Origin of the sequence: Aliterella atlantica CENA595, from assembly GCF_000952155.1 — a bacterium.
Lineage (GTDB): Bacteria > Cyanobacteriota > Cyanobacteriia > Cyanobacteriales > Chroococcidiopsidaceae > Aliterella > Aliterella atlantica.
Window position 1 is genome coordinate 82266 of sequence record NZ_JYON01000019.1, and the last position, 21936, is coordinate 104201.

A 21936-nucleotide genomic window follows, 5' to 3' on the forward strand; every position below is an offset into this window, starting at 1 on the left:
TTAGGGCAAATTAATTGTCGCAATTGTTAATAGAGCGATCGCTAAATCATCAAGAAAGCAGTTGCATTGCAACTGCTTCCCTAAAATAACTGCTATTAAAGATATGCAGCTTATTTTGGCAATTTAACTCCTCGCTTACGGCGTAAAGCACCGCCAGCAAATAATCCACCAAACGCTAGTACACCTAATACAGAAGAAGGTTCGGGAACTGGAACATTTGCAGTGGTCACGTAGGTGGGAGCAGATAAACCACCACTACCAGAAGCTACAAAGTCACCTAAGAAATCACCGGTTTGGCGATCGTACTGTTTGATACTATCGGAACCAAAATCGCTAACAAATAGGTTGCCATTACTCCCAATAGTTACGTCTTCGGCTCCATTTAATTCCCCACTACCAATAAATGATGAATCGCCAATTCCAGTCGCTAAGTCAGCGCGACCGACGCTTGTGGAAAAATTAGTGTAGAAAATATCGCTATCGTCTACAGCTAATCCTCCTGGATCGAGAAATGAGACTTGATTTGGCAGTCCGCCAACAGGCGCTCTTGTCGTTGAATCGTACACTCCAATACCACCACTATTGAACCGAGCGCTACCTGAACTGATAAAGAGATTATTATCTGGTCCGCCAATCACTACATCAACTGGCTGAGGTCCTGTAGCAATTAAACCTCTGCCTGAACCACCAGTAGGAATGTTACCTATCAACTCTCCAGTAGTACCATCATATTGTAGTAAACCACTACTCCAACTTACAACATTGGGTCCTGCTACTTCCTGTTCTGTACCTGGGATAAAATCACTAACAACAAATAAACTACCATCGGGGGCAAAACTCAACCCTTTTGCATCACTTAGTCCACTACCAGCAAAATCTTTGATGTATTCTCCAGTAGTACCGCTGTACTCTTTAACGCTATCCCCGCTAGCAACAAATAAATTGCCATTTGGTCCCAACGTCAAGCCTTGAGGGTTGAATAAACCGCCGCTACCAGAAGTCACAAAATCGCGGATATAAGCCCCTGTCGTCTCATCGTACTGTTTGATGCTGTTGTCACCAGAGCTACTTACTAGCAACGCAGATTGGGCAGGTAAAGTAGTCAATCCTACTACTGTGGAAACACAAAGGGCGATGGCTCCGCCGACACCAGAGGTGTACGCGCTTTTGCCTAAGTTACTTTTCATTTGCTCGTGCTTACAAAATAGGTATTTACACAAAATCTCTGTCAAATTAAGCCGATGCACCCGTAGCTGAGGCTAACAGTTTTTTACGTTGCCTGGAATAAGTCAAAAGATATAAATAGTACGTGTATAAAATACTATTTTTAGTCGTTGCACAAATGCGAAGTCTTTTGTCTACAACTCCTCGAAAGAGAGATGAAAGCTGCTCAATCTGCATTTGAAATAGGGCTAATTAGGCTTGAAATTATCAGATAGGAGTCAAATACTCATGCCACTACTATCTCTAGACGAACTCAAAACATTAGTAGAAAATCCTCAAAAACCTTGCATTTCCCTATATATGCCCGTACTCAAGGCAGGAGCAGAATTTAAGCAAAATCCTATTCGCTTTAAAAACCTCATCCGTCAAGTTGAACAACGCCTAGATGAAATAGGCATTCTTGAACCAGAAGCAAGTGCATTGTTGAAACAAGCGCAGGAACTCGATACTCTTGAATTTTGGGAAAATCATGATGACGGATTGGCGATATTTATTTCTCCCCAATTATTTCGCTATTACTCTTTACCCGTTGAGTTTCAAGAATTAGTAGTCGTCAGCGACCAATTTCACCTCAAACCTCTGCTAGCACTAATTAACAGCGATCGCAGATTCTACATTTTAGCCCTCAGCCAAAAAGACGTTAGGTTCTTTGAAGCAACACCTTATAACGTCAAAGAGGTGAAAGTACAAAATATGCCTCATAGCCTAGATGAAGCGCTCAATTTAGATGAAACTGCTAAAGAAGGGCAGTTTAGAATAGCTGCATCCAAAGGCGGAACGTCTAATTCTTTTGCTCAACCTGGCGCATTTCACGGACAAGGAAGCCCAGATCGCGATAAACATCAAGAACAAATCCGACAATTTTTCCATGCTGTTGATGACGCATTGCATCAGAAGTTACGCAATCGAAAAGCTCCTTTGATACTCGCAGCAGTTGAATATCTTCACCCAATTTATAAAGAAGCAAACACTTACCAGCATTTAGTTGAAGAAGGCATTACTGGCAATCCAGAAATTCTCAAACCAGAGGAATTACAAGCTCAAGCTTGGCAGATTGTTGAGCCAATCTTAAATCAAGCAGAACAAGCAGCTAAAGAGCGCTACCAGGAACTTGCAGGTTCCGATACAGGCAAAGCTTCATCCGATCCTCAAGAAATTATTCCCGCAGCTTATTTTCAGCGAGTTGATGCTTTATTTGTGCCAGTAGGAAAGCAACTTTGGGGCGAATTTGACCCAGATAATATGACAGTTTACATTCATCCAGAAGCAGAGGCAGATGACGAAGATATGCTAGATTTTGCGGCAATTCATACACTATTAAATGGAGGTACGGTTTATGCAGTAGAGCCGGATAATGTGCCAGATGGAGCAACTGCAGCAGCTATTTTCCGATACTAAAAACAAATTAAATTGCGATCGCCATACTTTTCTTTCGGACTTTAACATTAACTTTCCTAGCAGCGCTCATTCGTCCAGAATTGTGCCATCCTAAATATTCTTGATACTTATTTAAACAGGTAAGGTAACAATGGACGACAAACTCATGCTGATGATTCCAGGTCCTACTCCAGTACCAGAAACGGCTTTACTTGCTTTAGCAAAGCACCCCATTGGGCATCGTACCAGCGAATTTAGCAACCTGATTGGGGAAATGACCCAAAACCTCAAATGGTTGCACCAAACCCAAAGCGACGTAATGATGCTCACTACTAGCGGAACGGGCGCTGTAGAAGCAGGAATAATTAATTTCCTCAGCCTTGGCGATCGCATTTTAGTTGGCTGCAATGGCAAATTTGGCGAACGTTGGGCAGAAGTTGGCGATGCTTACGGTCTGAATGTGGAAAGAATTACTGCCGAATGGGGACAACCTCTCGACACCCAACAATTTGCGGAAAAACTAACGCAAGATACCGAAAAGCAAATTAAAGCAGTGGTCGTTACTCATAGCGAAACTTCTACAGGCGTACTTAATGACTTAGAGACAATTAGCCGCCTCGTCAAAGAACACGGTGAAGCTTTGATGATTGTTGATGCTGTGACCAGTCTCGGCGCGGTAAATCTGCCGATGGATGCTTGGGGTTTGGATGTAGTTGCTTCTGGTTCGCAAAAAGGCTATATGATTCCCCCAGGTTTGGGTTTTGTTGCCGTTAGTCCGAAAGCGTGGGAAGCTTATAAAACTGCAAAACTGCCTCGCTACTATTTGGATTTAGGTAAATACCGCAAATCAGCAGCAAAAAATACTACTCCTTTTACTCCACCTGTCAATTTGATGGTGGCTTTGCACGCTACTTTGGGCATGATGCAGGCTGAAGGCTTAGAATCGATATTCAGCCGCCACCAAAGGTTAATGAATGCTACTCGTGCGGCAATTAAGGGTTTGAATATGCCTCTATTCGCCCCAGATACTAATGCAAGCCCAGCAATTACTTCGGTTGCACCTCAAGGAATAGAAGCAGATCCAATTCGCAATCTAATGAAAAAGCGCTTTGATATTGCCTTAGCTGGCGGACAAGACCATTTGAAAAACAAAATCTTCCGCATCGGGCATTTGGGCTTTGTCAGCGATCGCGATGTCTTAAGTGCGATCGCTTCTCTAGAAGTTGTCCTGCAAGAACTAGGCTATGAAGGGTTTACGCCTGGATCTGGGGTAGCCGCAGCAACTAGAGTTTTTGCTCAATCCTAAGTGTCAATATTAGAATATCAAAAAAGCGAGTTGAATAACTCGCTTTTTACTTTATATATCGGGTTTCTCATCACTTGCGATCGAGCCAGCATTCATTCTTACTCCCAAATTAGGACTTAGTAATTTATGCAGTTTCCAACCAGTCATAGATTCGGTCTAACTGTTCGAGCGTAATTAAGCCGTATTGCCAGAGAATCATAGGTAAAGGTCCTGGATCTTGCTCCCGATGGCGCAGTGCTACAGCAATAGCCGCAGCGGAAATTGCTAAATCCTCTTGGAGAAAATTGATAAACCGAGTGTACGTTGACGGAGCCACTTATTCTTCACCTCCTTGCTGAAAACTAATTTTCTACCCTAACTTTACTTTTGTTTTTGTACCTTTAGACAGTTTTCAAGCTGTCCTCAGTTGAATTTGCCAATATTAAGCTAAAATACTTACGAATTCTCCGTCAGTTGTCTTCTTGGCAAAATGCTTTTTATAGCAGATATGGACTAAGATTGTAGCGCGTTCGGACTGATTTAGCTTTAATTAAATCAACCAAGCTAAATTCATTAAATATCTTTATACTTTAGCGCTTCTATCTTTCTTATCTATAGCAAGGAGGATATTAGCGATCGCTCAATTGCAATACGCTGTAATCCAAAATAGATAAATATCAACTATGACTTTGCCTAGCATCCAAGAATAGATTAGATTTTAAGCCCTAAATGCCAAAATTAGACATTTTGCTTAGTTTACTTTAATAATTACAAGGTTAGGTAGGTAAATTCCCTAGTTTTTTGCTGGTAAGTAGTTAATTTTTACTGTTTCACCAACTTTTAAGCCTAGTTCGGCAGCGCGTCCGCCTCTAAGTTCGATCACTTGGTCGATTGTAGTGTTATTAGGTCCGTACGTAGGACAAGGTTCAGCAGTACAAGGAGGTACGGAAGCCGCGATCGCATTTACTTGACCATTTTTGAGAAAAACCATGTCTAAAGGGATGCGGACGTTTTTCATCCAAAAGCTTACAGGTTGTGGTGGTTTAAATTCAAATAGCATCCCGCGATCGTCAGCAAGGCTAGTTCTACCCATCAAGCCAATTGCTTGTTGTTGCCGCGTTTTGGCTACTTCTAGATTGACCAAGCGATCGCCTATGGTAGCTTGGGCAGAAATAGGCAAGCTTTGCCCTATATTGGTGGCAACTTCTGGTGTCGCTGTAGTTACCGCGTCGCAGCCCATTAACATTACACCAATAATTATTCCGACTACGCCTAACCAACGATTCACCTAGTTTTCTCCCCAATTACCTAACTGCTGCCAACTTCAATAATAACTACTATTTTTCTAGGTAGGAAAACAAAATAGTATTACGTTGGGTTGTGGTTTGAGTGCTATTGACTTTTGACTTTATCTAGCTCTTATAAAATTGGCTTGATACTACAACCATCTCTTTGCGCCTGCTAATTGTTGTTTGAGTTACAGTTCTGGCGGCTGTAGTAGTTAAAAATAATAGTTTAGGGAAAACGGGAGCAATCCTGCGATCGCTTTTTGTCTGCTTGCCTCTAACTCATGAAACCTCGGATTATTGTCTGCGGATTGGATCGAACTGGGTATAAAATATTCTGCTTGCTCAGACAGCAGCTAGCGCAGGTAATTGGCGTTCACGATTTACCCATACCTGGAGAAACTGATATTGTTGTTGGCAATCTTCAAGCGGCTACTACATTGATGGCTGCCCAAATTGAATTGGCGCACACTTTAGTGTTAGCTGGAGGAGATGATGCCTTAAATTTGGCAATTTTGGTGCAGGCGCGGGTACTCAATCCCAAAATTAGGATAATCAATCGCTTATTTAATACGAGTTTGGGCGATCGCCTCGACCGAACTTTGCCAGATCATGTAACGATGAGCGTAGCGGCTTTGGCTGCACCTGTATTTGCTTTTGACGCTTTGGGCGATCGCGCGATCGGTCAGTTAGAACTATTTAATCAAACTTGGCCCATCCACGAAGAATATATCGATGAAAACCATCGCTGGAAAGGGCAGAAGTTACGCGACTTGTGGAACAATCGCGGGCGGATGCTAATTTATTATTTGCCTATAGACGAGCGCGTAGATTTGGTTTCGGCTGTAGTGCGCGATCGCGCTTTGCAAATAGGCGATCGCTTAATTGTCGGGACAAAGCCTACGATCCGCAGTCCGCGCAAGTCAATTATTTCTAAATTAGTTAAAGTTTTCACCAGTTTGAGGCATTTTCAGCAACACGGGCGATCGGTTGTAGTGGTTGCTTTTGTGCTGCTAATAACTATCTTGATTGCTACTTTTACTTATATTTGCGTCAATTTTAGTATTTCTATTGTCGATGCGCTGTATTTTTCTGTAGGCATGATTACAGGCGCAGGCGGTAACGACCGAGTAGCCGAACAATCTCCCGATAGCATTAAATTATTTACGGTGGTGATGATGCTGATTGGTACGGGTGTGATTGGTATTTGGTACGCCTTACTCAATGATTTTGTCTTGGGAACTCGTTTTAAGCAATTTTGGGATGCTGCTAGAGTCCCCCAGCACTACCATTATATTATTTGCGGTTTGGGTGGGATTGGTATTCAAATCGCCCAGCAACTACATAGTAGCGGACATGACATCGTAATTATTGAGCGCGATCCTAATAACCGTTTTCTTAATACTGCTCGTTCTTTGGGTATTCCGGTAATTCTTGGAGATGCAAGTTTACCTGCTACTCTTGAAGCTGGTAATTTAAATTCTTCAGCAGCGCTACTTAGCGTTACTAGCAATGATGCGGTTAATTTAGAAATTGCGCTTAATGCTAAAGGGCTAAAACCTAACATTCCCGTCATTGTCCGTTATGAAGATCCTGATTTTGCCCGAATGACGCAGCAAGTGTTTGAATTTGAAGCAGTATTAAGTCCGGCTGAACTAGCTGCGCCCGCATTTGCTGCTGCTGCTTTGGGAGGGAGAATTATTGGTAATGGCATTACAGCCGATAGTTTGTGGGTGGCTTTAGCAACTTTGATTACTCCATCTCATCCCTTTTGCGGTCGTGCAGTCAAAGATATGGCAATGGCGACTGACTTTGTACCTTTATACTTAGAGACAAATTGTCAAACTATTCACGGTTGGGATTTGCTCAATACTTGCCTAAGTGCTGGCGATGTTTTATATCTAACTATGCCTGCAACGGGTTTAGAGCAACTGTGGCGTACTGCGCCTTCACAATTAATAGCTAGCTAAAGCTAAAGCAGGGTGCGTTGTTCGCAACGCACCTTACCTAAACATTGACTTTAAGTAAACCTACTGCACCATTGGCGATGTACTGGACGGCTAAGGCTGAAAGTAGAACTCCTAAAACTCTAGTCACTACGTTGATACCAGTTTGACCTAAGATTTTAGCTAAATATCTAGAAAGACGGAGCAAAATATAAGCGATCGCTAGTACAATTGCCGCGATCGCTAAAACTATCGTTAAACCAAAAGAATAGCCCTCGGCTTCGTTTGCTAAAATCAACACGCTAGCTAAGGTTCCAGGTCCAGCAATTAAAGGAATCGCTAGGGGAAAGATACTGATATCTTCTCGCAATCTTGCTTCTTTTTCTTCCTCATCGGTTTCGCGTTCTCTTTGGGCAAATACCATATCAATTGCAATCTTAAATAGCAATATGCCAGCAGCTACCTCAAAAGCCTCAATACTAATACCCAAATAGCGCAGCAATAAAGTTCCACCCAAAGCAAAAGCAAATACAATGCATCCAGCTACTAACACTGCTTGACGAGAGATCCGCGATTGTTCTTTAGCAGGGCGATCGCCAGCTAAAGTAATAAAGATAGGAGTCAAGCCAATAGGATCGATGACGACGAACAGAGTTAGAAAAGCTTTGACGACGAAGGATGTCACAGCAAAAATCCTCTACAGATTGCACCGATAACCTGCATAATAGCGGGTTTTGTTTGTGTAGGTGCGCTTGCTAATCAACCTCAAATCGATTCCATCCAAGCTACACACTTTTCCATTTGCGCGTGCATAGTTCTTGCATCTGCATGATAGCGGCGACCGTGACCAGGCAACACCCATTCAAAGTCATATTTTAGTAACTGGCGCATAGATTCAACTTGTTTTGACCAAGAATACCAGCAAACATCGGGAAAACCGACTAATTGCTGGCGAGAATCCGACCAAGCTAAATGATCGCCTGTAAACAAATTATTTGCATACAGCAATACAGTATGACCTTTACTATGTCCTGGAACTGGGATAATTAATAAATCGCTGTCTAGGGCGTAGGGTGCAATGCCAGTTAACTGTATTTCTACATTACGAGTATCGCTAGTAATATCATCGCTGTGGAGAATGCGATCGCAGCCAAAATGGTCGTGAAACTTTTGATGATCGGCGACATCATCTCTATGGGTGAGATACATATAGCGGATTTTGCCTAATTCTTCTAGCCGTTTGACTAAAGGCGGCGTAAAACGCGGGGAATCTACTAATATATTGCCTTCTTTTCGAGTAATTAGATAGCTAGCTGCGCCATAGGAGTTTTCTGAGTGGTAGCCGCAATGATAAACATTTTCGGCAACAGGAATCGGAAAACTAAGTTGTGCTGCTTTAATGTCTTTTGGCTTTTCCACCGTACCAATCGAACTTGTAGGACAAGCTAGCAGCGCTTGCAAGCTTCGCAATCTTTCTAATTCATTTTCTGGTTGATGATACACCACAGACTTACCAGCAGCGCGATTAAACACCTCTGGAGTCATCCAGCGGCAAGTATCGCAGTCTATACAAGTGCTATCAACGTAAAAGTCACCGCTAGTATTTTGCGGACGGCGTAAATTTAAATGTGCCATATCAGTGTGTGGGAACGTTATTGATGTAGAAACGTAGCACTGCTACGTCTCTAACGCTACGTGTCTACGTCTAATCAATCAATGAACCAAATCGGGAAATACCTCTTTAATCGCCGGATGCACCAATTGATGGCGATCCACATTCACACCACAAGCCAAAGAGGAATTAAATTCTAAAGCCTTCATTCCTAGATTAGCTAATTGCAAAATATATGGCAGGGTACTATTGTTTAATGCTTGAGTTGCCGTCCAAGGTACAGCACCAGGCATATTTGGTACGCCATAATGCACGACTCCCTCATCTACATAAGTTGGGTGCGTGTGAGATGTAGGGTGCAACGTTTCTACACAACCGCCTTGATCTACTGCAACATCGACAATTACCGAACCCGATCGCATACTTTTTACTAGACTGCGCGGGACGAGAATCGGCGCTTTACGTCCTGGGACTAATACTGCACCAATTAATAAATCTGCATCGCTTACGGTGGCTTCAATTTGCGCTGAGTTGCTGTAAAGTAGCTCAACTCTAGAACCAAATATAGTTTCTAAATAAGCCAAGCGATCGACGTTGAGATCGATAATTTGCACCGATGCGCCCATTCCTACAGCAATCCGCGCTGCTTCCGTACCAACTACACCCCCACCTAAAATTACTACTTTCCCAGGTCTAACTCCAGGAACGCCACCTAGCAAAATGCCTCTACCTCCCTGTTGGCGTTCTAAATACCTAGCGCCAAATTGTACGGCGAGACGACCTGCAATAATACTCATGGGCGTGAGTAGAGGTAGCTTATTGCTTCCTGGTTGTTCTACAGTTTCATAAGCGATCGCCGTTACTCCAGAATCAATTAGATGCTCTGTTAATGTCCGATTTGCTGCCAAATGCAAGTAGGTAAACAATAATTGCCCTTTTTGCAAAAATTGGTACTCTGAGGCGATCGGTTCTTTAACTTTGATTACAAGCTCTTGATGCCAAACCTCTGCTACTGAGGAGACAATTTGCGCTCCAGCTTGCTGATAATCTGCATCTGTAAATCCAGCGCCATTACCTGCTTGAGTTTCTACTTTTATTGTATGACCGTTCTCTGTTAGCACTCGGACGCTACTTGGACTTAACCCCACGCGAAACTCTTGGTCTTTTGTTTCCTTGGGAACGCCTATTTCCATGCTTTTATCTCTTGAGATTCTACTTATAGCTTAATTGTTTGTTCTAGCAGCAGAGGGCAGGAATTACTACAAATAGGCGCTTGGCGATCGCCAATGTAAGATTAAATACTCATGTCTCGTGCAGATTGCTACCAAATAGGTTAAAAATTGCTTTGTGGTAACATCTTGTTGAAATCGGAAAAATAGTTGTCTGGCGATCGCCAGCAAAATACCTCCTAAACTTAGTAATATTTTTAATTTTTATGAAAGCGATCGGTAATCCTCAAATAGCCCCCTTTGTCGCCCAGCTTCTCAAGCTGATTGGGGGTATATTGATTTTGTCTTTTTTGTTAGATTTTATAATTCTGGCTTTCCCTGCCCAACCACGAGATGGACTGTGGCAAATTGGCTTTGCAACAGCTATGGTTGACAGGGGAATTACGCCGATGATTGGATTGGCGCTGCTGTTAATTGGCTATTGGTTGTACGATCGCAGCGATAATGCTCTAACTAAGCCGCCATTATGGTTGAGTTTAAAATTTTGGGCGCTCCTGTTATCTAGCTTGTTAGGGCTGCTATTTTTGCTGGTTATTCCTTTTCATATCAATAATGTGAATCAGGAAAGTGCTAGAGCCGTAGAACGCATAGAGCGCGATTCTACTCAAGCAGAAGCTCAATTGCAATCGCAATTAGACCAACTGCAAGCTCAATTAGGAGACGAGAAAAATCGCGCTCAGTTAGAGAACCAAAAAAATCAGTTTAAAGCCCAAGTTACAGCCTTGCTCCAAAACGAACAGCTATATCAGCAAGCAATAAAGAGCGATCGCACGCCCCCCGAACAAAAAAAATTACTCCAAGAATTTAAAGCTAATCCCCAAGCTTTAGAAAAATATCTCGCCCAGCAAAGCGATCCTGTAACTTTAGGCAAAGAAAGACTCGACGAACTGCAACAGCAAAAGCAAAAAGCGCAATCTCAAGCAAGACTTGAAGCCCTACAATCTAGCATTAGAATGGCTATTCGCGGTTTACTGATTGCCATTGGTTATATTGCGATCGGCTGGACGGGACTAAGAAATATGTTATCGGCTAGCAAGCCTGTATAAAACCTAAGCAGAGTAAGAATTACGCTACAATCAAAATAATTGTTACAAAACTAACTATTAAAAGCTGTAGCGTGCTTTGTCAGCTTACTTTGAAGTGAACCTTGGTGCGCTAGTAACGTCAAAAAGGTTGGATCGGGATTTGGATGACTCTCAAGCGATAGCCAAAAGCAATATACCGCCTGTAGATCGGATCGACGCAAAACTATTGACAAGGAGAGTGGGCAATTAGTGCTCGAACGCTTCAAACAAGATTTAAAGAATGACTTAATTGCTGGGTTATTGGTAGTGATTCCCCTAGCTACTACAATCTGGCTGACAATTACGATCGCCAATTGGGTAATTAACTTTCTCACGCGGATTCCCAAACAAATAAATCCGTTTGATAATATGCACCCAATTTTAGTCAATTTATTGAATCTAGCAGTAGGTTTGGCTGTACCTTTGCTGTGTATTTTGATTATTGGCTTAATGGCGCGTAACATTGCTGGGCGTTGGTTACTAGATGTTGGCGAAGATTTACTGGTAGCAATACCATTAGCAGGAGCAGTTTACAAAACCCTCAAACAGCTATTAGAAACAATCTTAAAAGACACCAATGGCAGATTTCGCCGCGTAGTTTTAGTAGAATATCCAAGACGGGGAGTATGGGCGATCGGATTTGTTACAGGCAGCATGAGCAATGAAATTCAATCGCAAATGGTGCGTCCAATGCTCAGTGTATTTGTACCTACAACACCCAATCCCACTACTGGTTGGTATGCAGTAGTACCAGAAGATGAAGTAATCAACCTTTCCATGTCGATAGAAGATGCCTTTAAAGTAATTGTCTCAGGCGGTATCGTAGCCCCCAACACCCAACTAGCTCCTTTACCTGTACCCAAAGAGCTTCAGCTAGAAGCACCAATAACAGAACCAAAATTATAGGTACTAACACTCTAATAACTCAAAACTCATAACTCATAACTATTTAAAGATGCCATCTTCTCGTACTACTCCCGCTCGTGAAATCGCCCGCGAACTTGCCTTGTTAGGCATTAGCCAGTTACCACAGTCAAAAGAAAAGATAGAAACGCAACAAATAGCCAGCTTATTACAAGCAGCAATCCGAACTTTGACAACAGAAGCCCAAGACGCGCTAGCGACAGCAGCAGGAGAACTGCAACGCAGCAACGATCGCCTGTTAAGCAGCGAAACTCGCACAACAGATTTGGCAACAGCCAGAACCATGTTAGCAGAAGCGATCGAAACGACCCAAAGCGCGATCAACCGTTTGGGTGCAGCCGTACAAATGCCCCAGTGGATTCAAAGTACCGACGACAAGCCAGAAGTTCGCACCTACGCCATTCAAATTGTCAGTACAGTCAGCGCCAAACGCGACCAAATAGACGAAATTCTCAAAGACGCATTAGTAGATTGGCAAATAAATCGACTAGCAAGAATCGATCGCGATATTCTCAGAATTGCCGTAGCAGAAATATTCTTTCTTGGTATTCCCGATCGCGTCGCTATAGATGAAGCCGTAAAATTAGCAAAAAAATACAGCGAAGACGAAGGATTCAGATTCATTAATGGCGTAATGCGCCGAGTAACTGACCAAGCAAAAGTCTCAGTTGCTCCAGCCACAAGCAGCGATAGTTAATTTCTTCCTTGCCTCAGCCTGCATCTCACCTAAAATAATAGAACTTGCACAAAACCTCTCTTAAACTTTAATTTTCCTTCGCGCTCTAAACGCTACACTTTGCAAACGATTCTTTGTGGTTCGTTTTTCCCATACCTCTACATAGTCAAAGTCCAATGGTTTTTAACTGGTTCCGCCGACAATTTAGCGAGAAAGAAGAGTCTTCACAGGAGACAGAAACTACCTTACCAGAGGTAGAGTCGCCACCTGAAGTTATAGAATCTCCCGCAGAACCAAGCGACTCATCTCAAGCAGATACAGCCGCAGAATACTTGCAATGGGCTAAAGCTGCTTATCAAAACATTCAACAACAGGCAACAACAGCACCTCCAGAAGTTGCTGCAACTTCTGAAGAACCAGCAGATGAACCAGATGCCGAAACTCCGCCTAACCCAGCTACAGAAGTAGAACCAGTAGCAGACGAACCAGATGCGGAAGTTCATAGTACAGAGGTAGAATCAGCAGAAATAGACTCAGAAACATCTAGTACAGAGCTAGAATCAGCAGAAATTGACACTTCTGAGGCAGAACCAGAGGGAGAAATTGAAGCTAGCACGCCGTCTGAGGTAGAACCAGCAACCCCTGTACCATTTTGGGCGCAAGCAGAAGCAGATAGACAAGCAAGACTAGAAAGGCTCAAAGCAAGTGCGATCGCCGAACCAGAAGTAGAACAGCCCCAAGTTGCAGCACCAGCACTCCCAGAACTTGCCTTTGACGAAGGATTTTTGTGGTCTGCAGAAATTTTAGCCGCTCAAGGTCGTCGCCCAGAAGATGTTTCAGTAGAAGAAATTACTTGGCTCAAAAAACTCCGCCAAGGCTTAGATAAAACTCGCCGCAACCTAGTCAACCAGCTAAAAGCAATAGTAGGTCAAGGACCGCTCAATCAAGCGGCGGTTATAGAAATAGAATCATTGCTATTGCAAGCAGATGTAGGCGTAGAAGCAACAGATTTTATTATTAATTCGCTGCAAAATAAGCTCAAACAAGAAGCATTACCAGCAGATGCAGCGATCGCCTATCTCAAGCAAATCCTCCGCGATATGCTCGATCGCCCTCTAGAATCATACTCACGAACTTTTGTCCCTGAAAAAGATAGCTTGAATATTTGGCTGATGACTGGTGTTAATGGTGCTGGAAAAACGACAACTATTGGCAAACTTGCTCATATTGCCCAAAAATCTGGCTATAAATGCTTAATTGGTGCGGCAGATACATTTAGAGCGGCGGCTGTCGAACAAGTAAAAATTTGGGGAGCAAGAAGCGGTATAGAAGTAGTCGCCAACCCAGGCAAAAATACAGATCCAGCAGCAGTAGTATTTGATGCGATCGCAGCGGCTCAATCGCGTTCTGTAGAATTACTGCTAGTAGATACAGCCGGAAGATTGCAAAATAAGAAAAACTTGATGGATGAATTAAGCAAAATTCGGCGCATTGTAGACAAAAAAGCCCCTGAGGCAAAAGTTGAATCGCTGTTAGTTTTGGATGCTACCCTCGGTCAAAATGGACTGAGACAAGCTGAAGTTTTTGCCGAAGCAGCACAATTGAGTGGTGTTGTATTAACAAAACTAGATGGTACGGCTAAAGGTGGCGTGGCTTTAGCTGTAGTCCAACAGTTAGGATTACCAATTCGCTTTATTGGTGCAGGTGAAGGCATTGAAGATTTGCGCCCGTTTTCTAGCTACGAATTTGTTGAAGCACTATTGAGTAGTTAAGTAAGGAAAGCTGTAGGGGTGCAATGCTTTGCGCCCATTTAGAATCATAGTTTGTTATAGGCAGGCAAAATTCTCGTAAGAATTTACAAAAAATTTATAGCTTTTTCCTGAGAATTTGGTAGCATACGCAGGTGCTAACCTAAATAGTTCTATTTGGGTAGGGCAACATCTCATATATATAGATATATTTAGGCAGCGATATAAGTAACTTTTGAGTTAAGATAATCCAACTCTAAATTCAGAAAATTTTGCATAGCGCGATCGCGTTCTAGCGCTAAATCAATCTTGCCAAATGGAATAAACGCTTGTGCCTGTGCCTCAACCGCCCTCTCAACCTACTGACCGTAGTAATGCTACTACAGATATTAATCCAGTCTTGGCGCTCAAAGAACTGGTGGCGCGTCTGCATCGAGAACAGCACAAGATTCAGGACTTATTAAGCTCTTTAGGATTTGCCCTAAGAAGCTTTAACAACCTCAACCAGTTTTTAGAATTGATTCCGCTGATGGCAACACGGGTGACAGATGCCGATGGCGGAGCGCTAATTTTATATAAACCCAACGGGCAAGTTCGCTTAGAAAGATTGCACTGCCAAGATAGCAGCCAACAAAAAATCATTCGCAAGGCACTAGAAGCAGCAACAAGCGCGATCGCCGCTTCCTTAACTGCAGCGCAATTAGTCCCAGCAACAGCAACTATAGATGCTCAAATTAGCAATCATCTGGGCGCAAACGTGCAACTATTTGGCACTCCCGTGTTAGTGAGACACGTCGAAAGAGGGCGATTGTACGTTTTTAGCGGCAATCGTGACTACACGTGGACGGAAGAAAGACAAAAGCTAGTGCGTTTGGTTGCCGATCAAACTGCTGTAGCAATTGAAAATGACGAACTAACAGTAGAACTGCGGAAAAAAGAACGCCTAGATCGGGAATTAGAAATTGGCGCAGAAATTCAACTGCAACTTTTACCTCGCCAATGCCCGAATATTCCTGGCGTATCGCTGGCAGCATTTTGTCAACCAGCAAATCGTGTAGGTGGCGATTACTACGACTTTATTCCTACCAACGAGGATGCGCTCAAACCAAAAGCGATCGCACCTGTATCTACTCGCTGGGCGTTAGTTATTGGCGATGTCATGGGTAAAGGCGTTCCCGCAGGGCTAATTATGACAATGACGCGGGGAATGCTACGTGGTGAAGTATTAAACGGTCACTCGCCAGCGCGAATTTTGCAACACTTAAATCGGGTAATGTACGCCGATTTAGAAAATTCTCATCGATTTGTGACGCTATTTTGCTCCGAATACGATGCCCAAACCAAGATTTTGACGTATAGCAATGCCGCCCACAATCCCCCTTTGTTGTGGCAAGCTGCAACTAACACTATTAAACGCCTCGATACATTGGGAATGTTAATCGGGCTAGATACTCACAATCAATACGAAAACTCTCACATCCAGTTAGCATCTGGAGACACGATTATTTACTATACCGACGGGCTAACTGATGCAGCCAATCAAAGCGGCGATCGCTTTGACGAAGAAAACCTCATCCGCGCTTTCCAATGGGCTTGCAAGCGTTCCTTATCACCGCAGTTAATTCTAGAATATTTGTTCGATAAAGTCCGTCAATTCATGGGTTCAGCAAGTCAAAATGCCGATGACATGACCCTAGTCATAATGCAAATCCAGTAGAGACTTTTACAGTGACCAGTAACCAGTGACCAGTGACCAGTTAAGAAACAGTAGCTAGCTACTGTAAATTGTCCGAGCTACTAACTATTTCCTTATCAGCAGTTCTTATTCATCAGCTACTTAAATAAAGGTATTTTCCTATTTCTCTTCTACCTGGTCACTGATTACTGGTCACTGGTCACTGTTACAGTACCTTGCTCAAATATTGATGCACAAACTGAACGCAAATCGAACCTTCACCTACTCCTGAAGCAACGCGCTTGACTGAATTATGCCTAACATCGCCAACAGCAAAGATTCCTGGGATATTTGTTTCCAACAAAAACGGATCTCGCTCCAGCTTCCAACCTTGCGGACGGCGATCGCCATGTTTCAAATCCTGTCCTGTTAAAATAAAGCCGCGATCGTCTCTTTCAATAACGCCATCTAGCCATTCGGTACGGGGAGTTGCCCCAATAAAGATAAATAGCGAAGTTGCTTTTACTGTTTGAGTTTCGCCAGTTATCGCATCGGCAATAACAATTGCTTCTAAACTATTTTCCCCTTTCGCTTCAACTACACTTGAATGTACCTTGACTTGAATATTAGGCGTACTTTCAATTTGGTCAATGAGGTACTGAGACATACTTTTTGTCAAAGAGTCGCCGCGCACCAACATAATTACTTGACGGGCATATTTAGCAAAATACATTGCTGCTTGTCCGGCTGAATTTGCCCCGCCCACAATATATACATCTTCACCTTGACAAGAAATTGCTTCTGTTTGCGCCGCACCGTAATAAACACCCGCCCCAGTAAACTTTTCCAATCCTGGCACGTTTAACCGTCGCCACGATACACCCAGGGCTAAAATCAGCGCGTGACAACTAATTTCGCTGCCATCTGCTAGCTGCACAAACCGATAGGGATCTTCAACGCGGATGCCTGTTACTTCTTGCGGGGTGAGAATTTCTACCCCAAATCGCCTAGCTTGCGTTACCGCCCGCCGCGCTAAGTCACTACCACTTAAACCGACAGGAAAGCCTAAATAGTTCTCAATCCGCGAACTCGTCCCTGCTTGTCCGCCTGGGGCTTCGCGTTCGATCATGACCGTATCTAACCCCTCAGAAGCACCGTAAACGGCGGCAGCTAAACCCGCAGGACCGCCACCAACGATTATTAGGTCATAAAAGGGATTGCCCGCTTGAGTTTGCAGACCAATCTTTTCGGCAACTTGGATATTTGTCGGTTGCAGCAGGCTGACACCATCGGGAAATAAAACTAGCGGTAATTGCAGGCGATCGCAATCAGCATACTCTACTAACTTTTGCGCTTCTGATGATGATTCGATATCTAACCATTCATAAGGTACTTGATTGCGGGCTAAGAAGTCTTTGATATCGTGGGATTGAGGCGACCACCGATTGCCAATTACGCGGATACCTTCAAATGGCGGATGAAAACTCGCTTGCCAGTCGTCTAACAAGTCATTGAGAACGGGGTATAAGCGCTCCTCTGGGGGGTCCCAAGGCTTCATTAAGTAGTAATCGATCTTTGTGGTGTTGATGGCTCTAATTGCTGCATCTGTGTCCGCGTAGGCTGTGAGCAAAGCACGTTTGGTATCGGGGTATAGTTCTAGCGCTTGTTCGAGAAACTCTACTCCTGACATTTGCGGCATTCTTTGATCTACTAGAAATAGCGCTACTGTTTGGTTGCGGAGTTTAACTTGTTCTAGTGCTTCCAAGGCAGTTGCGCCTGATTCAGCACGCAGTACGCGAAAGCGATCGCCATATTCTTTTTGCAAGTCACGGGCGATCGCTCTCAAAACTTCAGGATCGTCGTCAACGGTCATAATTACAGGTTTAGCCATAGTGACCCTTATACTTGATTGGAGATGCTTTTGCTCGCTGTTGGCATTTCAGGTATTCTTACCCGAAAGTCATAAATTAACTTACTAGAATAAAAATAACTTGTAATCTTTGTTAATTTTATGACCTACTACGTCATCTATGACGGTAACTGCAATCTTTGTACTTCGCTGGTACAAGTTTTAGAAACTCTAGATCGAGGGAACTTGTTTCAATACGCGCCCATGCAGGATGAAGCAACGATCGAGCAATGGGGAATTACATCCGATGATTGCCAATTGGGGATGATTTTGATTGATGCTGATGCCCCAGAACGTAGATGGCAAGGTAGTGCTGCGGCTGAGGAGATTGGGCGATTGTTACCTTTGGGGGAAGTGTTTGTGACTGCTTATCGATCGCTTCCAGGCTTGAAATGGGCAGGCGATCGCGTTTACGAACAAATTCGCGATAACCGTTATAGCTGGTTTGGCAAGCGTTCTAGCACTTATCAAACAGCTTATGCTGCGTCTTGCAATTGCAATAAGGTTTGATTTAGGTGTTGAAAATTTCCATAATTTGGCGGCAAAACTGTTTTAACTTTTCGCTAGCTTCTGCTTGAGGTTGAGTTTCGCCTTCACACTGCCAATTTTCGATTGTCGAGAGTCGCCATTGTTTACCGCGATGATCGAAGCCAGCAGCTTCCACACCGATGCAAGTGCGATCGCCGCTTAGTGGATCTTGGTGGAAGCGAATTTGAATTAGGATGCTGCGACTTTGGAACGATTTACTTCTCCCAGGAAAGTGAAAACCAATATCAATCGAGTCAGGATCGACTAATTCCCTAGTTTCAGGATCGTTTTGCCAAGGTTTGAGATCCGATTTAATTTCGGGAAACTCGTTTTTGAATAAATTTACTACGGCGGCGATCGCACTTACCAATTCCAGGTTAGTTGCTTGTTCAGATGCATTCACGAGATCGGACGCTCCTGTATGGTACGCGCAGATAAAATAAACTGCTATAAAGCTTGCTGTTATTGTGTTTAGCTTATCAAATCTCTAACTGTATTTGGTATTTAAATAAGCATTTATGCTGAAAAAATTGTAGCTGGCGATCGCCAAGATATCAGATCGATTGTTTCTGCCCTTGTTTGCGCGATCGCGTCCGGTGGCGATCTAAAATAACACTGTTGGTTAACAAATAAAAATTAGGTTATGGTGCGTTCTCGGTCGATTCTGTCATTGATTCTGGCAATTGTGGCAGTATTCCTTGTTAGTTGTGGTGGTCCTACAGCAGCTAAATTACCTCAGACATATACTCCAGTACAAATCGAGCAAATTCAAGAGTATCTACCCGATCTCGTGTCTTTACGCAATCGCATGAGTGAAGTTCCTATTTTGATTCAAAGACGCGATTGGATTGGCGTGCGGAATTTTATTCACGGACCTTTAGGCGAATTGCGGTTAAAGATGACTTATATAACTCGCAACTTGCTTCCTTCGCAGCAAAAAGCAGCAAGAGATGTTACGCGGCAATTGTTTGACGATTTAGTCAAAGTAGAGCAAGCAATTGAAGAAAACAATACTCAAGGAGCAGTACGCAGTTATCAAGCAACATTAGCAGATATCAATAAGTTCCTAGAGTTAGTTCCTCAAGAAGCGCAATCAGCAGCAGAGGAGTAACACAGTAGTTTTGAGTTTTGAGTTTTGAGTTTTGAGTTGATTAGACTTAGAACTTAGAATTTAAAACTTAAAACTATTTTTTATGAGTAATGTAGTTATCATTGGCTGCGGTATCGTAGGGGCGGCGATCGCTTACGAACTGAGTCAAGTTCCTGGACTTAATATTACAGTTATAGATCGGCAAGCTCCAGCACAAGGTTCTACAGGAGCCGCTTTAGGTGTCTTGATGGGTGCGATTAGCCATAAAATTAAAGGTAGAGCGTGGCAAATGCGCTCTAGCAGCATCCAACGCTATCAAAGTCTGATTCCAGAATTAGAGGCATTGACAGGGCGCAAAATTCCTTGCAATCGTCAGGGAATTGTCATGCTTTGCTCAAAGGAAGAAGATTTAAGTAAGTGGGAAAATTTAGTAAGAATTCGTGCGTCTCAAGGCTGGCAGTTAGAAATTTGGGATAAAGCTACATTACAATCTCATTGCCCGCAACTAGATTGTCAAAATATTCCCGCAGCAGTTTACTCACCTCAAGATTTACAAGTTGATCCTGTAGCCTTGACTTTAGCTTTGGTAGATGCTGCCAAGCAAAGAGGGGTGGCTTTTCATTTTGGGGCAAATGTTAGCAACTATAAGTTAAAAACTCCCTCTAGCGTTGAGCAAGTACAAATTAGTGGTAGTAACGGGCATTCTTTAGCTGTAGATTGGTTAGTAGTAGCTGCTGGACTTGGTTCGCTGCAAGCTTTACCTTCAAGGCTACAGCCACCTAAACTTGATGTTCGACCTGTTTTGGGTCAAGCAATACAAATACGTTTACCTGATAGTTTGGGCGATCGCAATTTTCAACCTGTAATTACTGGTAATGATGTGCATATAGTGCCTTGCGTAACTAGGAATATGCCTATAACTGATTACTGGATTGGTGCAACGGTAGAATTTTCCCAAGGACAAGCGGATATTGTTGCAGATGCAGTCAAACTTGAGGAAGTAAGGCAAAGTGCGATCGCTTTTTGTCCAGATTTAGCCGCAGGTAATATTATTAAAGCTTGGTCGGGGTTGCGCCCTCGTCCTGAAGCACGTCCAGCGCCGATTATTGAGCCACTGACGGGGTTTAGCAACGTATTACTAGCTACAGGTCATTATCGTAACGGCGTGTTGTTAGCGCCTGCTACAGCGCAAACGATCCGGCAGATGATTTTGCCTAGCTAAGAAATATTGGTTTATGTGTACTTTCACGAGAAGATTTTAAATTAATAATATCTGCAGTCAAAGAAGTGAAAGTTACCGAAAATAAAATTAAAGTCGGCTCTTTAGAATGGTTTTACCGCGAATCTGCTCCTAGAGGAGAAACAGATTTGTTACCTGTCATTCTCTTACATGGGTTGCCATCGCAAAGCTACAGTTGGCGGCATATTATGCCAGCATTAGCAGATAAAGGGACAAGAGCGATCGCACCTGATTGGATCGGGTTTGGCTATTCTAGTAAACCAGATAAAAGAGATTTTGCTTATACTCCCGATGCTTTTATTACAGCGTTAGCGGAACTAATTGCAGCATTAAAAATCGATCGCTTTTCTTTGGTAGTACAAGGCTTTTTAGGTTCTATTGGCTTGCAATACGCCTTGCGTCATGCCGAACAAATTGAAAGTTTGGCGATTCTCAATACGCCAATTGCTGCTACAGCCAAGTTGCCCTGGAAAATGCAACAATGGGGTTTGCCGTTTGCTGGTGATATGCTAACTCAAGATCCTTTATTGGTAGATCGGACTCTTGAAGGTGGCAGTCGTTACCGAATAGCAGATGCGGATTTAGATATATATCGGCAACCGTTTCTCAAAAGTTCGGCAGCAGGACGAAGTTTGATGTACGCTATTCGCAATATGCAGATGCCTGCAGCAATGGCGGAGATAGAAGCTGGTTTTAAACAATGGCAGTACCCAACGACAATTATTTGGGGACTAACAGATCCTTGGTTGCCTGTAAGTATGGCAAAAAACTTCGCCTCAACTATCAAACACGCAGAATTAGTTGAGCTAGATGATGTAGGGCATTATCCTCAAGAACATCACTCCGATGTAATTTTGGAAAGCTTGTCGCCTTTTCTGCGTCGTGTGGTATAAGGATAAATTTGTTTGGGTTAGCTAGGATGCTCGATTCATGAATTGTAGCTCCTAGCATTTTTTATTACGTGCGGGAACTAATTGGATTTGTTTGCCATCCCAAGTTAACGTCAGTTCGGGATAAGAAAAGGAGGAGGCAAGTAAGCTGAAATTAAGTTTAACGATTCAGCGCCTCCGTCCTATGTCTAGTTTAGAAGAATTGTTTTGTCAGATTGATGATTTTTGCAGGG

The 21936-nt window shown here is 43.2% G+C and carries 20 protein-coding genes; 12 read left to right on the top strand and 8 right to left on the bottom strand.

Going from position 1 to position 21936, the window contains the following annotated elements:
- Window positions 1-110 precede the first annotated feature (110 nt).
- Complete coding sequence (locus UH38_RS16855) at window positions 111-1187, bottom strand: PEP-CTERM sorting domain-containing protein (RefSeq protein ID WP_045055835.1); 1077 nt, start codon at window positions 1185-1187, stop codon at window positions 111-113.
- Window positions 1188-1452: 265 nt separating this feature from the next.
- On the opposite strand from UH38_RS16855, the gene UH38_RS16860 reads away from it, so the two are divergent.
- On the top strand, window positions 1453-2622 hold the full coding sequence (locus UH38_RS16860; protein ID WP_045055836.1) for a baeRF7 domain-containing protein: 1170 nt from the start codon (window positions 1453-1455) through the stop codon (window positions 2620-2622).
- Between the two features lie 130 nt (window positions 2623-2752).
- Window positions 2753-3907 carry a pyridoxal-phosphate-dependent aminotransferase family protein gene (locus tag UH38_RS16865; RefSeq protein WP_045055837.1) on the top strand — a complete coding sequence of 385 codons (1155 nt, stop codon included), beginning with the start codon at window positions 2753-2755 and terminating at the stop codon, window positions 3905-3907.
- A gap of 124 nt (window positions 3908-4031) precedes the next feature.
- On the opposite strand, the gene UH38_RS16870 is transcribed toward UH38_RS16865, so the two are convergent.
- Complete coding sequence (locus UH38_RS16870) at window positions 4032-4223, bottom strand: DUF2949 domain-containing protein (protein WP_045055838.1); 192 nt, start codon at window positions 4221-4223, stop codon at window positions 4032-4034.
- A gap of 456 nt (window positions 4224-4679) precedes the next feature.
- Window positions 4680-5174 carry a DUF192 domain-containing protein gene (locus UH38_RS16875; RefSeq protein WP_045055839.1) on the bottom strand — a complete coding sequence of 165 codons (495 nt, stop codon included), beginning with the start codon at window positions 5172-5174 and terminating at the stop codon, window positions 4680-4682.
- 282 nt (window positions 5175-5456) lie between these two features.
- Between UH38_RS16875 and UH38_RS16880 the strand changes: the two genes are divergently transcribed.
- Window positions 5457-7142 (top strand): NAD-binding protein, encoded by a 1686-nt coding sequence (locus tag UH38_RS16880; RefSeq protein ID WP_045055840.1) that lies wholly within the window; start codon window positions 5457-5459, stop codon window positions 7140-7142.
- 37 nt (window positions 7143-7179) lie between these two features.
- Here the strand turns inward: UH38_RS16880 and UH38_RS16885 are convergent, their stop codons facing one another.
- From UH38_RS16885 to ald, 3 genes are all read right to left on the bottom strand, one after another.
- On the bottom strand, window positions 7180-7803 hold the full coding sequence (locus UH38_RS16885; RefSeq protein WP_045055841.1) for a MarC family protein: 624 nt from the start codon (window positions 7801-7803) through the stop codon (window positions 7180-7182).
- 80 nt (window positions 7804-7883) lie between these two features.
- Complete coding sequence (locus UH38_RS16890; RefSeq protein WP_045055842.1) at window positions 7884-8753, bottom strand: MBL fold metallo-hydrolase; 870 nt, start codon at window positions 8751-8753, stop codon at window positions 7884-7886.
- Window positions 8754-8831: 78 nt separating this feature from the next.
- Complete coding sequence (ald, locus tag UH38_RS16895; protein ID WP_045055843.1) at window positions 8832-9923, bottom strand: alanine dehydrogenase; 1092 nt, start codon at window positions 9921-9923, stop codon at window positions 8832-8834.
- A 242-nt stretch (window positions 9924-10165) separates the two neighbouring features.
- Between ald and hpsJ-B the strand changes: the two genes are divergently transcribed.
- The 5 genes from hpsJ-B (at window position 10166) to UH38_RS16920 (ending at window position 16088) form a co-directional block, all read left to right on the top strand.
- Window positions 10166-11005, top strand: coding sequence for a hormogonium polysaccharide biosynthesis protein HpsJ (gene hpsJ-B / locus UH38_RS16900; protein WP_045055844.1), 840 nt, complete (start codon window positions 10166-10168; stop codon window positions 11003-11005).
- A 228-nt stretch (window positions 11006-11233) separates the two neighbouring features.
- A complete protein-coding gene (locus UH38_RS16905) occupies window positions 11234-11929 on the top strand; it encodes a DUF502 domain-containing protein (protein ID WP_200892482.1) in 696 nt (231 codons plus the stop codon).
- A gap of 49 nt (window positions 11930-11978) precedes the next feature.
- Complete coding sequence (gene nusB, locus UH38_RS16910; RefSeq protein ID WP_045055846.1) at window positions 11979-12644, top strand: transcription antitermination factor NusB; 666 nt, start codon at window positions 11979-11981, stop codon at window positions 12642-12644.
- Between the two features lie 155 nt (window positions 12645-12799).
- Window positions 12800-14395, top strand: a complete 1596-nt coding sequence (ftsY, locus tag UH38_RS16915) for a signal recognition particle-docking protein FtsY (RefSeq protein WP_045055847.1) — start codon at window positions 12800-12802, stop codon at window positions 14393-14395.
- A gap of 307 nt (window positions 14396-14702) precedes the next feature.
- Window positions 14703-16088, top strand: coding sequence for a PP2C family protein-serine/threonine phosphatase (locus tag UH38_RS16920; RefSeq protein ID WP_045055848.1), 1386 nt, complete (start codon window positions 14703-14705; stop codon window positions 16086-16088).
- Between the two features lie 184 nt (window positions 16089-16272).
- Here the strand turns inward: UH38_RS16920 and UH38_RS16925 are convergent, their stop codons facing one another.
- Window positions 16273-17937 (bottom strand): response regulator, encoded by a 1665-nt coding sequence (locus tag UH38_RS16925; protein WP_045055849.1) that lies wholly within the window; start codon window positions 17935-17937, stop codon window positions 16273-16275.
- Between the two features lie 120 nt (window positions 17938-18057).
- Here UH38_RS16925 and UH38_RS16930 point away from each other — a divergent pair, with 120 nt between their 5' ends.
- The gene (locus UH38_RS16930; protein ID WP_045055850.1) at window positions 18058-18465 is read left to right on the top strand and encodes a thiol-disulfide oxidoreductase DCC family protein; all 408 of its coding nucleotides are present in this window, start codon (window positions 18058-18060) and stop codon (window positions 18463-18465) included.
- Between the two features lies 1 nt (window position 18466).
- Here the strand turns inward: UH38_RS16930 and UH38_RS16935 are convergent, their stop codons facing one another.
- The gene (locus UH38_RS16935) at window positions 18467-18886 is read right to left on the bottom strand and encodes a hypothetical protein (RefSeq protein WP_045055851.1); all 420 of its coding nucleotides are present in this window, start codon (window positions 18884-18886) and stop codon (window positions 18467-18469) included.
- A gap of 240 nt (window positions 18887-19126) precedes the next feature.
- Between UH38_RS16935 and psbQ the strand changes: the two genes are divergently transcribed.
- The 3 genes from psbQ to UH38_RS16950 all read left to right on the top strand — a co-directional run bounded on the left by psbQ (window position 19127) and on the right by UH38_RS16950 (window position 21706).
- Entirely contained in the window at window positions 19127-19594 is a 468-nt protein-coding gene (gene psbQ, locus UH38_RS16940) for a photosystem II protein PsbQ (RefSeq protein ID WP_045055852.1), read from the top strand.
- Between the two features lie 82 nt (window positions 19595-19676).
- Window positions 19677-20795 carry an NAD(P)/FAD-dependent oxidoreductase gene (locus UH38_RS16945; RefSeq protein ID WP_045055853.1) on the top strand — a complete coding sequence of 373 codons (1119 nt, stop codon included), beginning with the start codon at window positions 19677-19679 and terminating at the stop codon, window positions 20793-20795.
- A gap of 65 nt (window positions 20796-20860) precedes the next feature.
- Window positions 20861-21706: an alpha/beta fold hydrolase gene (locus UH38_RS16950; RefSeq protein ID WP_045055854.1), complete on the top strand. Its 846-nt coding sequence runs from the start codon at window positions 20861-20863 to the stop codon at window positions 21704-21706.
- Window positions 21707-21936: the final 230 nt, after the last annotated feature.

Excerpts from the sequence above, each read along its gene's own strand:
- UH38_RS16855 (WP_045055835.1), bottom strand. The coding sequence starts at position 1,187 with ATGAAAAGTAACTTAGGCAAAAGCGCGTACACCTCTGGTGTCGGCGGA.
- UH38_RS16860 (WP_045055836.1), top strand. The coding sequence starts at position 1,453 with ATGCCACTACTATCTCTAGACGAACTCAAAACATTAGTAGAAAATCCT.
- UH38_RS16865 (WP_045055837.1), top strand. The coding sequence starts at position 2,753 with ATGGACGACAAACTCATGCTGATGATTCCAGGTCCTACTCCAGTACCA.
- UH38_RS16880 (WP_045055840.1), top strand. The coding sequence starts at position 5,457 with ATGAAACCTCGGATTATTGTCTGCGGATTGGATCGAACTGGGTATAAA.
- UH38_RS16890 (WP_045055842.1), bottom strand. The coding sequence starts at position 8,753 with ATGGCACATTTAAATTTACGCCGTCCGCAAAATACTAGCGGTGACTTT.
- ald (WP_045055843.1), bottom strand. The coding sequence starts at position 9,923 with ATGGAAATAGGCGTTCCCAAGGAAACAAAAGACCAAGAGTTTCGCGTG.
- hpsJ-B (WP_045055844.1), top strand. The coding sequence starts at position 10,166 with ATGAAAGCGATCGGTAATCCTCAAATAGCCCCCTTTGTCGCCCAGCTT.
- nusB (WP_045055846.1), top strand. The coding sequence starts at position 11,979 with ATGCCATCTTCTCGTACTACTCCCGCTCGTGAAATCGCCCGCGAACTT.
- ftsY (WP_045055847.1), top strand. The coding sequence starts at position 12,800 with ATGGTTTTTAACTGGTTCCGCCGACAATTTAGCGAGAAAGAAGAGTCT.
- UH38_RS16925 (WP_045055849.1), bottom strand. The coding sequence starts at position 17,937 with ATGGCTAAACCTGTAATTATGACCGTTGACGACGATCCTGAAGTTTTG.
- UH38_RS16930 (WP_045055850.1), top strand. The coding sequence starts at position 18,058 with ATGACCTACTACGTCATCTATGACGGTAACTGCAATCTTTGTACTTCG.
- psbQ (WP_045055852.1), top strand. The coding sequence starts at position 19,127 with ATGGTGCGTTCTCGGTCGATTCTGTCATTGATTCTGGCAATTGTGGCA.
- UH38_RS16945 (WP_045055853.1), top strand. The coding sequence starts at position 19,677 with ATGAGTAATGTAGTTATCATTGGCTGCGGTATCGTAGGGGCGGCGATC.